The sequence below is a fragment of the Bartonella schoenbuchensis R1 genome (assembly GCF_002022685.1).
Classification (GTDB): domain Bacteria; phylum Pseudomonadota; class Alphaproteobacteria; order Rhizobiales; family Rhizobiaceae; genus Bartonella; species Bartonella schoenbuchensis.
Genome location: NZ_CP019789.1, coordinates 289,673 through 306,380, shown reverse-complemented (window position 1 = coordinate 306,380; position 16,708 = coordinate 289,673). Strand labels below are relative to the sequence as shown.

Annotated in this window: 8 protein-coding genes, 2 tRNA genes and 3 pseudogenes; 4 read left to right on the top strand and 9 right to left on the bottom strand. The window is 37.1% G+C overall.

Features of this window, described 5'->3' with window-relative positions:
- Nucleotides 1-150: 150 nt before the first annotated feature.
- Nucleotides 151-3,294, bottom strand: coding sequence for an efflux RND transporter permease subunit (locus BscR1v2_RS01290; RefSeq protein WP_078689444.1), 3,144 nt, complete (start codon nt 3,292-3,294; stop codon nt 151-153).
- Nucleotides 3,291-4,432, bottom strand: a pseudogene (locus BscR1v2_RS01285) (efflux RND transporter periplasmic adaptor subunit). Before BscR1v2_RS01285 ends, BscR1v2_RS01290 begins: the two are co-directional and overlap by 4 nt.
- 369 nt (nt 4,433-4,801) lie before the next feature.
- Here BscR1v2_RS01285 and BscR1v2_RS01280 point away from each other — a divergent pair.
- Both BscR1v2_RS01280 and rpsU read left to right on the top strand, forming a co-directional pair.
- A tRNA-Arg gene (locus BscR1v2_RS01280) sits at nt 4,802-4,878 on the top strand.
- Nucleotides 4,879-5,322: 444 nt separating this feature from the next.
- On the top strand, nt 5,323-5,556 hold the full coding sequence (rpsU, locus tag BscR1v2_RS01275; protein ID WP_010703388.1) for a 30S ribosomal protein S21: 234 nt from the start codon (nt 5,323-5,325) through the stop codon (nt 5,554-5,556).
- Nucleotides 5,557-5,827: 271 nt separating this feature from the next.
- On the opposite strand, the gene BscR1v2_RS01270 is transcribed toward rpsU, so the two are convergent.
- Nucleotides 5,828-7,201 (bottom strand): glutamate--cysteine ligase, encoded by a 1,374-nt coding sequence (locus tag BscR1v2_RS01270; protein ID WP_078689443.1) that lies wholly within the window; start codon nt 7,199-7,201, stop codon nt 5,828-5,830.
- Nucleotides 7,202-7,270: 69 nt separating this feature from the next.
- Nucleotides 7,271-8,013: pseudogene (locus BscR1v2_RS01265) on the bottom strand (16S rRNA (uracil(1498)-N(3))-methyltransferase).
- Between the two features lie 239 nt (nt 8,014-8,252).
- Here BscR1v2_RS01265 and BscR1v2_RS08110 point away from each other — a divergent pair.
- Nucleotides 8,253-8,396, top strand: a complete 144-nt coding sequence (locus BscR1v2_RS08110; protein WP_194284948.1) for a hypothetical protein — start codon at nt 8,253-8,255, stop codon at nt 8,394-8,396.
- A 96-nt stretch (nt 8,397-8,492) separates the two neighbouring features.
- Here BscR1v2_RS08110 and BscR1v2_RS01260 read toward each other — a convergent pair whose 3' ends face one another.
- The gene (locus BscR1v2_RS01260) at nt 8,493-10,373 is read right to left on the bottom strand and encodes an AsmA family protein (RefSeq protein WP_078689442.1); all 1,881 of its coding nucleotides are present in this window, start codon (nt 10,371-10,373) and stop codon (nt 8,493-8,495) included.
- Nucleotides 10,374-10,681: 308 nt separating this feature from the next.
- Between BscR1v2_RS01260 and folD the strand changes: the two genes are divergently transcribed.
- Nucleotides 10,682-11,581, top strand: coding sequence for a bifunctional methylenetetrahydrofolate dehydrogenase/methenyltetrahydrofolate cyclohydrolase FolD (gene folD / locus BscR1v2_RS01255; protein WP_078689441.1), 900 nt, complete (start codon nt 10,682-10,684; stop codon nt 11,579-11,581).
- A 774-nt stretch (nt 11,582-12,355) separates the two neighbouring features.
- Here folD and BscR1v2_RS01250 read toward each other — a convergent pair.
- The 4 genes and pseudogenes from BscR1v2_RS01250 to BscR1v2_RS01235 form a co-directional block, all read right to left on the bottom strand.
- Complete coding sequence (locus BscR1v2_RS01250; RefSeq protein ID WP_078689440.1) at nt 12,356-13,642, bottom strand: NAD(P)/FAD-dependent oxidoreductase; 1,287 nt, start codon at nt 13,640-13,642, stop codon at nt 12,356-12,358.
- 11 nt (nt 13,643-13,653) lie between these two features.
- A complete protein-coding gene (locus BscR1v2_RS01245) occupies nt 13,654-15,057 on the bottom strand; it encodes a glutamine synthetase family protein (RefSeq protein WP_418214938.1) in 1,404 nt (467 codons plus the stop codon).
- A 205-nt stretch (nt 15,058-15,262) separates the two neighbouring features.
- Nucleotides 15,263-15,339, bottom strand: a tRNA-His gene (locus BscR1v2_RS01240).
- A 103-nt stretch (nt 15,340-15,442) separates the two neighbouring features.
- Nucleotides 15,443-16,533, bottom strand: a pseudogene (locus BscR1v2_RS01235) (quinone-dependent dihydroorotate dehydrogenase).
- Between the last annotated feature and the right edge of the window lie 175 nt (nt 16,534-16,708).

The following is a 16,708-nucleotide window of genomic DNA, read 5'->3' as shown; positions in this document are numbered from 1 at the left end:
ATGACTCTAAAATAGAGGATAGTTCCTATACTCTAACCTATTTTGTACTGCTCACATATGAAATAACACAAAAATAGAAAGATAAGCACTCAAATGGCACCTTTTAGACAAAAATAAAAAAAACTGTGTCAATCGTCTGTTTGAAAGCAGTTATTTGACTTGGCTTAATTCTTTTGTCAAATGTTCAGCTTCTTCTGCTTTTGATTTTATAAAACGTCCAAGAAATAGATAAACAACTGGTGTTACATAAAGGGTAAAAACAGTTGCCAAACCCAAACCACCAACAATAACCCAACCTAAAGCTACACGTGCTTCTGCACCAGCACCCTTTGCTAAAACCAAAGGAATACCTCCTAAAATAGCGCAAATCATCGTCATACAAACTGGTCTAAGACGAACATTAGCTGCTTCTTCTACAGCTTCACGTACACTTTTACCTTGATCGCGCAATTGATCTGCAAATTCAACAATCAGAATACCATTTTTAGCCATAATACCAATTAATAAAATCAAACCAATTTGACTATAAATATTGAGACTAACACCACCCAAAAGCATGGCAATTACTGCGCAACCAACTCCTAATGGTACAGTAGCCATTATAATAAAGCCTGAAATAAAGCTTTCAAACTGCGCAGCTAAAATTAATAAAATAATTACAAAAGCAATTCCAAAAACGATCATTAAATCAGAAGACGTTTCACCAAGAGTTGCTGCATCTCCTAAAGGAATAATATAATTTCCCTCTGACAATAAAGGAAGCGCGGCTTCTTTTACAGTCTTATAAGCACTTCCTAAAGAAACTCCTGGAGCAAGATTTGCACCTATAACGACAGCGCTCATGCGTTCTTCTCGTTTTAATTGAGGCGCAATAGCTTTTTCATGTAAATCCGTAATAACCGATAAGGGAACATATTTACCGTCTTTGGTTTTTAAAAAAACATTTTCCAAATCAGCAGGGTTATTAATAGGATTTTTACGTGATGTAAGCTTTACATCATAAGCATGGTCATCCACATAAATCGAGCCAATCTGCTTCCCATCCACCATTGTTTGCAATGTATTACCCAAATTAGTGATATCAATCCCTAAATCAGAAGCTTTTTCTCGGTCAATTTCAATAAAAAATTGAGGTTGCGTCGCATCAACAGTAAGCCGCGGACGAACAAACTGCGGATCGGTACGCAAAATGCTTACAAGCTTATCAGCAATTGATTGTAGTTGGGTGTAATTATCTCCAACAATCGCAAATTGCAATCCTTGGCCAATAATTCCTGAAACCCCTAAAGAACTAATTTGTGCAGCAAAAGCAAAAACTCCCGGAAACTGCCTAACTTTTGCATTAACATCTTTTAAAATTTCTTGCTGGCTACGCGAACGCTTGTCCCAAGACGAAAGCAACAAGATAAGAAAACCATTGTTAGATGAACCTCCAGCTCCAGAAATAGAATAACTGTTAACAATTTCACCAGCATCACGCAACGGTTTTAAGCTCGCTTCAATTTGCTGCACTTGCTCATTGAGATACTGCACTGAAATATCTTGCGGCCCACTAACAACTAAAAAAATAATCCCCCTATCTTCTGCTGGCGTCAACTCCTGCTTAAGCGTCACATAGCCTCCAAGACAGAGGACGAAGAAAATAAGCGAACCAAAGACAACAGTCCAAGGTCGTTCCAAACATTTATGCAAACTATGAGCATACCCCCTACTAAAGAAAGCACTCATCCGAGACAGAAAAATTAAACGATGTTCCTTTTGTTCATCATCTTCAACATGCTTTTCTTCTTTAAGAAAGCGTGAAGCAAGCATAGGACAAAGAGTTAAAGCAACAACCGAAGAAAGCAGAACAGACACTGCCAACACGAAACCAAATTCTCTAAAAAGTCCCCCTATCTGCCCAGGAAGAAAGGAAATAGGCACAAAAACAGCCACCAACGTTAATGTCGTTGCCACAACAGCAAAAAATACTTCTTGCGTTCCCAACACCGCTGCTGACCGAGCACCAAATCCCATATTGCGCCACCGAACAATATTCTCAAGAACAACAATTGCATCGTCCACAACAAGTCCTGTCGCTAAAACAAGCCCTAGAAACGTGAGAATATTTAGGGAAAAGCCCGCAAGATAAATTGCAGCAATTGTCCCAATCAGAGCTACTGGAATAGACACAGCGGGTATAAGTGTTATACGAATATCCCCTAGAAATAGAAAAATGATCAAAACAACACTAAGCACAGCAATAACTAATGCAACCTCAACTTCATGAAGAGCACTCTTAATAAAAATAGCATCGTCATTAGGAATACTTATATGGACAGAAGAAGGGAGAACAGTTTTGAGATGCTCAACAACTGCCCGAACATTTTTGGAAATATCAAGAGTATTGGACTGTGCCTTACGCACAATACCTAACCCAATCCCCACCTTTCCGTTTACACGAAGAATAACTGTTTCTACATCAGGGGATAAAGTAACATGCGCCACATCACCAAGACGTACATGAGGCTTTAACACAACTTGTTCAAAAGCTTCTGGTGTTGTTAAACGAGCGGTTGCACGCACAATTAAAGCTTGCTCAGAATTACGCAATGACCCCACAGGTGCATCAGTGGTCATATCAGACAAAACACGTGAAATATCCCCTACAGTTAACCCATAACTGGCAAGCTTTGCTTGATCAATATCAATTTGAAAAATCTTCACACGCGCGTTATCAACCTGTACATCACCAACACCATCAACAGCAGAAAGTGCATCAACAATTTGATCGTTCACAACCGTTGTTAAATCATCAATATTCATCGTTGGTGATGTTACAACCAAATACATCATCGCAGCAGCATTTGAATCTGCTTTAATGATTATAGGTGGCTCCGCATCTTTTGGTAGAGAATAAGTAATACGAGAAATAGCATCGCGAATATCAGATGCTGCAACATTTAAATCAACACCAACATTAAATTTAACCTCTACACGGGAACGACCAAAAGCGGAACCTGAAGAAATTGTTTTAACACCTGACACACGAGAAACGGCATCTTCTATAACTTTCGTAATTTCACGATCAATTGTTTCTGCTGATGCACCAGTAAAAGTCGTCTTAATTGTTGCCACTGGAATATCTACATCTGGCAATTCACGAACATCAACGCTCATCCATGCAGAAATCCCTGCAATCACAATCATAGCATTTAAAACAAAGGTAAAAACTGGCCTGCGAATAAAAAACGCCATTATACCGGTTTGTTCTGACTTTGCTAAAGATTGTTGCTTCTCAACTTCTTGACTCATTGCCCATCCTGCCCATTAGGTTCTGATAATTGCTTTTGATGAGCCTTTGAATCATTAATAATGACATGACCACCTGGACGAAGCATTTGTACCCCTTGAACGACAATCTGATCACCATCTTCCAAGGGAGCTTTTACAAATACTTGATTTGCTCTATGCTGAATAATCGATACTGGAACGTATTCTACTTTATCCTCTTTCACACGCCAAACGAATGACCCCCTACTGCTCCATTGAACGGCAAGAGGATCAACAACCGGGAAAGAACCATCATGAAATTGAAACGTAACAGAAAAAGACATACCAGACATAAGTACATTTTTTTCATTCTGAATTTCAATTTGAACGTGAAGTGTGCGGCTTTGTGCATCAACCATATTATCAAGCGCATACACATGGCCAACAAAAGTTTTATCCGGCTGGGCTATTAAGGTTGCAGTCACTTCATCCCCTTTATGGATACGTGATGCATATCGTTCAGGTACCCAGATATCAACCAAAATACGTTCGTTATTTTCAATACGACCTACCACAGTATCAAGACCAACAGAATTTCCCACATCAATAGGTAAAATACCAACAATTCCACTAATTGGTGCACGAATTGTCCGCCGATCAAGTGCTAAATCAGCATCAGACAAAGTTAAATTTGCATTCTCTAATTCCAAGCGCGCAGTAATCTCTTGAACCTCTGTTGCTGTATTAGTCGCACGTAACTTAAGAATACGTGAAAGCGTTAAGGCACTATTGTCGCGTTGAACTTTCGCTCTTGCAGCTGCTATTTCTTCCTTTTTAGAATCAAGCTTTACAATTGCATCACCCGCCTGCACTTTTGTACCAGCAGACACAAAGATCTTATCAACAACACCTCCTGACCAAGGAGTTAAATTGACCTCTGCAATAGCCCGTCCACTACCAATAGCATTAAGACGTTCATAAAAATCCTGAACTTTAACAAGATCAACGACAACATTTACCGGCGGCATTCCCATTGATGCTTTTGATACAGCATGCGGTGCATTTTTGTTGTACCTTCTGTATGAACAAGGTACTCTATATTGTGTTTTGGCCAAAAATAAATGGCAATACAAATAACACCCAAAAGCATTAATGGAATGATCTTTTTCAGCGACTCCATACATCTATCCTTGCTTCGTCGTTTACTTACACCAATGCATTTGAAATAGTCTCCAGCAGCAACATTCGAATTTTGCAAAAATCGAATCGTAAAGAGTGTAACCACACTGCAAAAACGTATCTCATCTATATAATCCTATTAATTTGACTATCTTTCATAAAACAGACCGTCAAGTTAACTATCGTTCATCTTAGATTCTTACCATGAACCAAATGAAGAAAATAATAATACTACACAGACGCTTTATAGAAATCATAAACACCTTAAACTTTAAACAAAAAAACTTTTTTACCAAGTTTTACTTGCAATTCATCAACGAAACGATTAGGAACCCCATGTCTTAACGATATTAAGAGACTGAAAATTTATGCACCCGTAGCTCAGCTGGATAGAGCACCAGACTACGAATCTGGGGGTCAGGAGTTCGAATCTCTTCGGGTGCGCCAAATATCAGTAGAATCAAAAGGCTATAGAGAAATTAAAGGCTTTTGATTTTGTTAGTTTTAATGAATTCTCGATTTCTCCCCCCCAACTTTTTGCAGCTTTTTGATTGTTTTTATGTTGAATCACTTTCTATTAGCCACCTTGGTATAGAGCAATTGCTAGAATAGCATAATCTATGTCTAACCCTACTTGTCACTGAAAAATTCATCTTGATTTTTGATTTAAACAATGAAATTAGCAATTTTTATAAACACATATTTGTAAGTGCAATTGTTCATTGCAAAAAACTGCGTGTAGCAAAAAAAATAGAGTTTTTGAAAAGCAATATAGACAACCACCTTATTTATATGGTATGCGCATTGCTAATATAATCCTTTTGACTTTGTTCAAAGGGTGATGGGCTTTTGCCTATTTATTTAGAACATTGAAACAAAGTAAGGTAAACTGTGCAAGTACTCGTTCGTGATAATAATGTTGATCAAGCATTGCGTGCGCTAAAAAAGAAAATGCAGCGCGAAGGCATCTTTCGTGAAATGAAGATGCGTGGATATTATGAAAAACCATCGGAAAAACGGGCTCGTGAAAAGGCTGAAGCTATTCGTCGTACACGTAAACTTGCTCGTAAACGCGCGCAAAGAGAAGGCCTCATTAGTAACGGTCGAGCTGTTTTTGCACGATAATATATTTTTTGTTTATGCGCTATAAAATAGCTCAAACAAGAGAGTTACGTGATATTAAATATCCAATCTTAAATGGTAATCTGTAAATAAAATTCTCTTTTTATTTTAAATAAACTTTACTCTGTTCCTAAATATAATTACCGATTCTCATCCATTATTGAGAGCTTCGTAATTACAAATATTTTAGCTATTCTTAAAGAATAGACAAGAGAAAGCACGTGTATGTTTTTTTTACCACAAAGACACAAAAATTTTCTCCTACTTCAAAAATCTAATAAGCACATTCTAAAAACACTGGTTCTACAGACCCGCCCCAAATAGAATGATACTTAGATAACAACCTATCAGCATCCGTTTGACCCACTGCAATCATTTCTTCTAAAGGACTAAGAAAACTTTCTTCATCATAACCGCAAGTATCATATTGCTTGCGATTTCTTAATCCCTTGCGTGAAATCGCAATAGCCTGACGTGCTAATTCTAAAATTATCGTTTGACGAAAAGGCGTTTGTAGTCCCTCTTTTGGAACACGTCTACGCATATCCAAAACTTCTTCAAAACACCAATCTTTCGTTAAAGCTTCTGCCTCATTAAGTGCTTCGCTATCATAAAGAAGACCAACCCAAAAAGCAGATAATGCACAGATATGTTGCCAAGACCCGCCATCAGCACCTCTCATTTCTAAAAAGCGTTTTAAACGCACTTCAGGAAACAAAGTCGACAAGTGATCTACCCAATCTCCTATATTAGGTGTTGAATCTACAATTTGCCCTTTCAATGCTCCATTCATAAATTGGCGAAAAGTTATATGTGTACAATCATGATAATGCCCATCGCGTATAATAAAATACATCGGTACATCAAGTGCCCATTCAACATAATCAGCAAACCCAAAGCGTTCGGAAAATATAAAAGGAAGTATTCCTGTTCTTTGATTATCAGTATTACACCAAACATGAGAACGCCACGACAACAAATCATTTGGTCGCCCCTCAATAAAAGGTGAACTGGCAAATAATGCTGTTGCAATGGATTGCAACTTCAGTGACACTTGCATTTTCCGCCGCATATCAGTTTCAGATGAAAAATCAAGATTTACTTGAATAGTCGCTGTTCTATACATCATATCAAGACCATTATGACCAACTTTTGGCATGTATTTAGTCATAATTTGATAACGTGATTTGGGCATTTGCGGTGTTTCAGCTAAAGTCCATTTTGGACTAGCCCCAATACCTAAAAAACCGATACCTAATGGTCCCGAAATTTTTTTGAGAAGAGTCAAATGCTCCATCAGCTCACAATAAGTGTGGCCAACCGTTTTCAATGGTGCACCAGATAGTTCAAACTGCCCACCAGGTTCTAAAGAAATTGCACCTTGACCCGCTGATTCTACAAGCCCAACAATATTTCCTTCATCTAAAATAGCTTTCCACCCTAGAGCTTGTTGCATCCCCTCTAAAAGTGCACGAATACCTTTTGCACCTTCATATGGAACAGGACGAAAACCATTTATATAGAATGGAAATTTTTCATGCTCTGTACCAATACACCAGTCATTTTCTGCTTTACAACCCTCTTGGAGATAACCAACTAGAGAATCTAAATTGTGAATTTCACTTTCATCAGTTGTATCAAGCGCCATAAATTATTTTACCTTATCAATAAGTTCCACTATTTTAAATGAATTGTTTTAAATGATATTGCAAGCTTCTTAATCGATTGACCAAGCCTCTATTGTAGTATTAATAAGGGCCAAAGCCGCAACAGCTGCAGTATCAGCACGTAAAATACGTGGACCTAATGATATAGAAATCACAAAAGAATGTTTTCTTAAAAGGACCTGTTCTTCTTCACTAAATCCTCCTTCTGGCCCAATAAGAACACCAAGCGGAACAGTTCCATGCTTCTTTAAAAGAGGTAATGGATTTTGTATTTCATGCGACTCATCACAAAAAAACAAAGAGTGTGTCTTATCCCAATGCGCTAAAAGCGTTTTTAACGATACAGCAGGTAAGCATTCCGGTAAAGATAAAATGCCACATTGTTCAGCCGCTTCAATAATATTAGCCTTTATACGTGCCATATTGATACGAGAAACTTGTGTATGATGTGTTATAACAGGCTGTAAAATAGATACCCCCATTTCTACAACCTTTTGTACCATATAATCTAAACGCGCATGTTTAAGTGGAGCAAAACAATAAATAAGATCTGAACATGTTGTTTGAGGCCTTGTTTGATGAATAAGTTGAACCACTACAAACTTTTTTTAATAGCAGTAATCTTGGCCAACCATTCACCATCTTGCCCGTTAAAAAGCAAAATCTGAGCTCCCTCTTTCATGCGCAAAACATGCACAAGGTAAGAAACTTGAGCTCCTTCTATCTCTATTTCTCTGTTCAAAGAAAGTGGCTGCTGAATAAACAACCTTTGAAATTTATAATTCACACGCATAAAAAATTTGTGACAGAGCAAATTACAATCGTCAAGATGATAAAACAAAAAGTACAATCAAAAGAAAAATCAGCCTCATAGAGCTACAATATATTGAAGAGTAGTAGAATTATTTACTTTTATTTATAATAATTGGAACAAATAGAATGTTAAATGATTCTGTCCGCATAAAAATTGATCACAAAATACTCTATACTCTCTCTTGCACTCAACGATTTGCCCTATGATTGGAGGAAGATATGTCTGCTAAAAGAGCTACTGTTATTACTATTGCTACAATTTTAGCCGTTATTCTGATCACTATAGGGATTAGCTCAGTTGGAACAAAGGGAAAGCATATAATTGCCACAGATGGTTATGGTATTTCCTCTCAAATGCGTTAGACAGACAGCCTGCAAGTGTAGTCTTTAAATTTCATTCTAAAACAATATTTTTCGAGTGATTTTCTAAAATCAAAATCAACAATGAAAAACAAAGATTTAATTCTCATCGATATTTTTCTTAACAAAAAATTGCCCTAGAGACTGCTCCGTAGAGCTAAATGAAAAACTAAAAGGCCGCACAAGGCTATTAGTAAGACACTGAACATCTTTGCATAAAGTATCTGAACGATTATTTTTCTGTAACCGTCCTTGCAATATAAAATCTTCCTGCTTTTTCTTGGTAATAGGCACTGCAATTAAACCACCAATAGACAAATTCCAATCTACCGTATGCATTAATGATTCTATCTCCGTCACCATGCCATCAGAAAATTTTGCTTTAATATTTAAACGCTCAAAAGGTGTTGAAACCGCGTGGTTATTTATTAAAAAAAACTGTTCATTCTCTGAAAGCTTGTGCTGCAATTCATTTAAATCGTATCTCAACAATCGGCCAGAAGGCATATTCACTGTTAATTGTCCCTGCATTTTCTCAAGGACTTCTGACCAACTACTAACAAGCATTTGTATTGTTACAATGAAGTCGGTTTTAGCTTGTATAGATGGAGTTAGTCCTAAAGCCTCTGAAAAAGTTTGCGCATCAACAGAAGTCCCCGAAATGCGCCCTTCAAAACGCGCCTTTTTACCATCTGGTACAATTTGGACATTACTCTGAATAGATCCACCAAAAATATTTGCATTTCCAAGATCAAAAATCCCATGCCCATTTTTAATTTGCATTGTTGCTGCCAAATTTGTAAGTGCAATTTTACCTATTTTTGCTTGGGGTGCTGAAATTCGCACATCTAATCCGATACGATCAAAAATTGCCGTATCAAAAAATTTATTTTCCTCACCAAGTGGTGAAAATATAGACTCCAATATATTAAGGCTCATACCATCAAAAGCTAAAGATCCAATTATGTTAGGAACACGGTCTTGAAAATCAAATTCCAAAGCTCCACGCGCATTTGCAGCACCCATATTAAATGTAATATTATTCATTTCGATACGTTTTGGCTGTGCTAAAAAATGAGATTCCCATACAATAGGTAGCTTTAATCTTCCTCCCCAAAACTGATTTCCACCAATCCAAGCTAATGTTTGATTCCAGCCAGGAGAACGCATCGATACTTTTCCGTCAAAAATGTAATATTCAGATAATCGTGCTTTCCCCGTAAACGTTATACCACCGCGCAAAGAATTGAAGCTCACTCTAAGCGAGCTTTGGCCCCCTGCTAAAAGCAATAAAGCTTGATCAGCATTAATTAATAATTCCGTTAACTCTCCATGCCAACGAGCATTTGCGCGAAACCGCGCTGCTTGTGTCGATTCTGACCAATCGATAGTTGCATTCAGTCCTGTTATTTTTTCTGTCACATCAGAAACACTATCACGATAAATAAGAACACCATTTTCGATAACAATACGTCCAAAAGGTTGGTTTAAAAGGCTCTCTATATCTGGTTGATCAGGATTGAGCTTAACAATTTCACGAGCATTACGTACTGCTAACCCCAAAGTACCTTGCGACCGTGAAAGCGTATTAAAAAAATCAGACACTGTTTTAAAAGGTTTTTCCATAACAAATTGTGGATGCACAATTCGTGTTTCTGAAAAAGAAACACATCCTCTAAGAAGATCAATTAAAGAAAGATCTACTTCTATCGATTCTGCTTCCATTAAAGGTGCAACATCATCAATTTTGGATGTTAAAGTAATTCCTGAAAGAAATGCTTTTGGATAAGGAAAAAGTTTCAAACGTGGTGGTTCACGCAATTGAACATTATAGCCTGTCCACGCGCTTAAATCCTGTGCCATTCGAACACGAATCGCGTCTGTTGATACAAGATAAGGTAAAACGATAACAGAAGTTCCAAGCAAAAAAACAACTGCTACAAAAACCCCACTCAAAAATTTTATTATTCTGATGAGCACAATTTCCTCTATATTTTTTACCTTATAATAGATTAAAATGAAACTAAATGATCATTAAAAAATGGTTTTGATAATCCTATAATCTGCTATATCTATTTAATAACTCAATTACCTTTATTTTTATTCAAATTTTATTGAAACAACAATGTTACTCTCTCTTTATAAGGCAACTATTTTCCACTACTCTCCAAAAGAAAAAGATAGGCAAACCATGTAAATTATGGTTATTCAAATAGTGCCATAAAACTCTTTTTACTATCAGCAAATACTTTAAAAAATGAATATCCCTATCTGAAAGGATTCTTCTCATGGACAATATTATTGACGGAAAAAAGCTTGCCGAAAACATCATTAATAAAGTCAAGAAAGAAACAAAAAAACTTCATAACAATCATAAAATACAACCTGGGATAGCCGTTATCATTGTTGGAGATGATCCTGCAAGTCAGGTTTATGTTACCTCAAAAAGTAAAAAAGCTGAAGAATGTGGTTTCCTTTCAATTAAGCATACAATTCCCCAAGATACGAAAGAAGAAGAACTCCTGCAACTCATTGAAACATTAAATTCCGATCCTAAAATCCACGGGATTTTAGTGCAACTCCCCCTCCCTGCTCATATCAATACGAACAAAATAACACAAGCTATCGCCGTCCAGAAAGATGTTGATGGTTTTCACTATATCAATATAGGAAAACTTGCAGCAAATATACTTGAAGATACTATCATTCCCTGCACACCTGCTGGTGTTATGATGATAATCGAACAACAATGTGGGCGAGATTTATCAGGTCTTGATGCGGTCATCGTTGGGCGTTCTAATATTGTTGGCAAACCTATGGCAGCCTTATTGATGGCAGCCAATGCTACCGTAACAATTGCCCACAGTCGCACCCGTGATCTTGACGAAGTGTGTCGTAGTGCTGATATTTTAGTTGTAGCTGTTGGTCGCCCACATATCATTAAGAAAGATTGGGTAAAGCAGGGAGCTATTGTTATTGATGTTGGTATTAACCGGATTGAAGCTTCAGAAAAAGGTACTAATAAAACCCGTCTTGTTGGTGATGTAGATTTTGAAGAAGTTAAAGAAAAAGCTGCTGCTATTACTCCTGTACCAGGAGGTGTTGGTCCTATGACAATTGCCATGCTTATGGTCAATACGCTTAAAGCTGCTGCTCAAGCACATAAATTACCTATACCAAAATTTTAAGATTTCTTGCACTTTTACTTTTATCACATGCACGTAAATTCTCTGTGTTTTGTGTTCTCATTCTGCTATCACAATAGGTATTTCTTGATTTGCGCTATTTCCTTTTTCAGATAATGATTAATGCAAAAAATCTGCCTTTCATCAAATACCTACGCAAATGTATCTTTAATTCAATTGCCATTTTTTAATTACGGACAATTGATTTTCATAAATAACAACTCACGTGTAGCTACGCTACTAAACCATTCTATCCCAATCTAATTACGAGATACCAAAAAGTGATAAACTAACTACCAAATAAAAAATTTAAATATCAACCGCATCTTTCGATAACAACAGAGTAAAATTTTTCTGTCCTCTCAGGACAATATAATCTCAGTAGAAATATAAAGGGTAACTACATAAGAAAGTGATCAAATTTAGCCTGATTGAAAACTATGTAACAAATATGCTTTTCAAGAAAAAGAATGAAAAACTGCACCATTCTTCATTACTCAGAAGAAACTTTAAAACTTTTATAATACAAATGTTGGCTCACTAAATTGCCTCACATATTAACAATGATAAAAACAAGAGCAATTTTCGTTCCGTCAAATTACCACTACCATTAAACACAATCAGAAAAAGATATTGGAATAATTTCACTAACTATTACGAACTTATCTATTTTTCCGCTCAGTTATACAAGCTTACAAAATTTACAAAAGCTTTTACCATTACAATAGACAGATATTAAATAAGCCATTAATTTTCTTCATTTCAAATGGTAACTGATTAAAAATGGTCCATCAAAGAAAAGTAGTTCATTGCTAAAAATATAAGCGGGTAACGAAAAATCTTACCACCCGGAAAGGATGAAATCTTTAAATCCTGAAAATACTTAAAACGTTCACGTTTTCCAGATAACCATTCAGCATATAATTTTCCTATAAAGGGAGCAAGCATAACCCCGTGCCCTGAATATCCTCCACAATAAGTAACACCTGGCATAAGTTGGCGAACATAAGGCATACGCTCAAACGTAATTGCTACTGTTGCTCCCCAACGATGAGTCAAATTTATAGACTGAAGGTGTGGATAAATTTCAACAATTTGCCGACGTATACGCTCATCTAAATCAACTGGATACTGGTTACTATAACTTTCCACCCCACCAAATAATAAACGATTGTCGATACTTTTTCGAAAATAACGAACCATAAAACGGGAATCATCTACCGCTTCTCTTCCAGGAAGAATCCGACTACACTCTGATAATGGTTCAGTTGCTCCAATATAAGAGCGAATAGAAAAAATATGTTTCTGCACAAAATCCTGCAGCCCAAGATTATATGCATTGGTCGCCAATAATATATTCTCAGCCTTTATATTGCCTCGTTCTGTCACCACTACGCACTGGTTATTGCTGCGCTCTATCGCTTTTACTTGAGTCTTCTCATAAAGTTTAGCACCAACTTTCTTTGCTTTTTTTGCCAACCAAACAATTAACTTTAATGGATTGATATGGCCAGTATCTACATCATAAATACCACCATGATAAAAAGACGAACCAAGCCGTTCATCTGTTTCAGCCTTATCCATAAAAATAAGACCACGATAACCATAACGCTGCATAGCCTCAACATGCTGTTGATAAGATCTGATCTCACGTTTTTTATGGGTAACGGAAAGTTGGCCTGCTATAAAGTCGATATTACAATCAGGCATGGTGCACCAAGATAAAATATCTCTTTTGGCCTCTTCAGCTAAATCAAATAATATTTTACTTCGTTCAAAACCATACTTGTTCTCTAGTGTTTCTACCCATTGTCGTTGACCTGTCCCCAATTGCCCACCATTGCGCCCCGAAGCGCCATCGCCAAAACATGAAGCTTCAAACAAAACAACACTCATTCCAGCCTTAGCTAAATGATAAGCAGCTGAAAGCCCTGTAAATCCGCCTCCAACAATAACTACATCGCACTGTATCTGTTCACCAACAAACAACGGATAAGAAGGACGCTCTTCCAACGTATCCTCATACCAAGAAACTCCTGGAGAAATTTGATGAGAATTAATCATAGTGATAATATTTAAACATTAAGCAGGAGATATTCACGCTCCCACGGGCTAATCACTTGCATAAAAGTTTCAAATTCTTGTCGTTTAATAGCAGCATAAGTACTTACAAATGCATCTCCTAAAATAGCACGTAATGCTTTATCTTGTTCAAATAAATTGACCGCCTCAATTAACCCACGCGGTAATTCAATATTATCAGCATTTACAGTCTTTTCTGCCGGCTCATCTGGTTCAAGCTTGTTCTGCAAACCAATAAGACCACAAGCTAAAGAAGCAGCAAGTGCTAAATAAGGATTGGCATCTGATGAAGGAAGCCTATTCTCAACGCGTCGTCCCTGTGGAACAGAACGTGGAACACGAAACGCTGTAGTACGATTATCGTACCCCCACCGCAAATTAACCGGTGCAGAAAAACACGGCATAAGGCGCCGATAAGAATTAACATAAGGAGCAAGCATAACAAATACTCCTGCCATATGCTTTTGCAAACCACCAATAAAGTGGCGAAAACGCATACTTTCCCCACCATCTTTCTCTGTAAAAATATTGTCTCCAGTTTTTTGATCGATAACAGATTGGTGAATATGCATGGCAGACCCTGGTTGTCCCTGAATAGGTTTAGCCATAAAAGTTGCATACATATTATGTTTAAGTGCTGCTTCACGAATTGTTCGTTTAAACATAAAAACCTGATCAGCTAATTCAATAGGGTCACCATGACGTAAATTAATTTCAAATTGACCTGCTCCTTCTTCATGAATGAGAGTATCAATTTCCAATCCTTGTGCCTCTGAAAACTGATAAATATCGTCAATCAGCTCATCAAATTCATTAACACCCGCAATCGAATAGCCTTGCCCACCACCAATTGAACGCCCAGAACGACCAACTGGAGGTACCAAAGGGTAATCAGGATCAGGGTTCTTTTCCACTAAATAAAACTCAATTTCTGGTGAAACAATCGGTTTCAACCCCATTTGAGTATAAAAATCAATTACTGTGCGCAAAACATTACGTGGTGTATAATCAACAGCCTGCCCATTTTGATATACAAGATCACAAATCACCTGCGCTGTAGGTGCATCTTCCCATGGCACAATACTCAGTGTAGAAAGATCAGGCTCAAGACGTAAATCACCATCTGTTTTTGGATATTCAAAACCATTTCCATCTTCAGGATAAGATCCTGAAATTGTTGTCATAAAAACTGCTGAAGGCAATGCTAAAGATGTCTCTGATGTGAATTTCTTAGAAAGCATCATCTTGCCACGTGCCACCCCCGCCTGATCGGGTGTGATACACTCAATATCTTCCACATCTCGGAATGAAAGCCATTGCGAAACTTGTTCCCAATTATTTACACCACGCAAACTTTTTAGAAAATCAGAAACAGGCTTATAACCTTTGCGTTTCATTGGCTCGCTATTTCTCACAGCTATAACACACAAACTTAAAAAACAATTAAAGCTCCCCCTTTTTATGGCATCATTTTATGCACAAACACCGTGCAAAACTGGCATCAACTTAATTTGTTTTACAAAACATCACAACCTTTATCAAGATAAAATGAGCTTCGCGATCTTTTTAAGCTTCCCATTATCTTAAAATATGTTGGAAAAATGGTACGGTTGGTGGGATTTGAACCTACGACCTCTGGTGCCACAAACCAGCGCTCTAACCAACTGAGCTACAACCGCCTAAAAAATATTTATCCTCTATCTGTGTGACATACGGAAGATCAAGAGAGTTTGCAAGCCCCTTAAAAAGAATCTTACATTTTTTTGTGAAAATACAACAACCTCATGACAAAAGAAGTGCACGTTTTGCCCAATTGTCAACATTATGATCGCGATAAGCTTTTATAGTATCAACACCATCTTGCTGCATAATCTGCAAAACATCTCTCATAATAGTTACGGCAAGTTCTGGCCCCTCATAAACCATTCCGCTATAGAGCTGGACTAAATCTGCTCCGGCTTTGATTTTTTCCAAAGCTGTTTGTGCATTACGTACACCACCAACACCAATGATTGCAATATCTTTACCCAATCTTTTACGCATTTTCGCAAGTACAACGGTGGAATGCTCAAATAGTGGACGTCCTGACAGCCCTCCCTCCTCGCTAATCAATGTACTATTCTTAAGACCTTGACGTGAAAGAGTGGTATTGGAAACAATTAAACCATCAAAATCAGATAATTTCATTTCCTCAGCTATATCATCTAATTCTTGCTCCGTTAAATCAGGCGCAATTTTTAAAAAAATCGGAACAGAGACACCATGTTTTTCTTTTTTTCATTGCGCGCTTGTGAAACAGCCTTCATTAAAAGATTCAAATTACTACGTGCCTGCAAATCACGCAAACCTGGCGTATTAGGTGAAGAAACATTAATCGTGAAATAATCAGCTACATCATAAAAGCAAGTAATGCCCGCAATATAATCGTCAATCTTATTGACCGTATCTTTATTAGCACCAATATTGATCCCTACAATACCGCCCTGCTTACGCACGCAAACCCTTTTATAAACAGCCTGATGTCCGTCATTGTTAAAGCCCATTCTATTAATAATAGCTTCATCTTCCACCAAACGGAAAAGTCGTGGCTTGGGATTTCCCATTTGCGGTTTTGGTGTAACTGTACCAATCTCAGTAAAACCAAATCCTAAGCCTAGAACAGCATCTATAACCTCTGCGTTTTTATCAAAACCTGCAGCAAGACCAACAAAATTCTTAAATTTAAGGCCTGCAACAGTTACACACAAGCGCTCATCAAAAATTTTTTGATACCCACTTAACCCCGTTTTCAATCCAGCAATGGCTAAACGATGTGCACGCTCTGGATCCAACATAAATAAAACAGAACGACCAATACAATGAAAAAAACTCACAAAATCTCCCTCCATAAAATGAAAACTACCTTTTTCATCTCATTTAAACTTCTCAAAATAAAAAACACCAATAAAATATACTATACAAATAAAGAAATTAACTCTCATAACGAGAAGAAACAACTAATTAAGTTTATTTAAAAACATCGAGTGGTTAAAAGATTATCCTTATTTC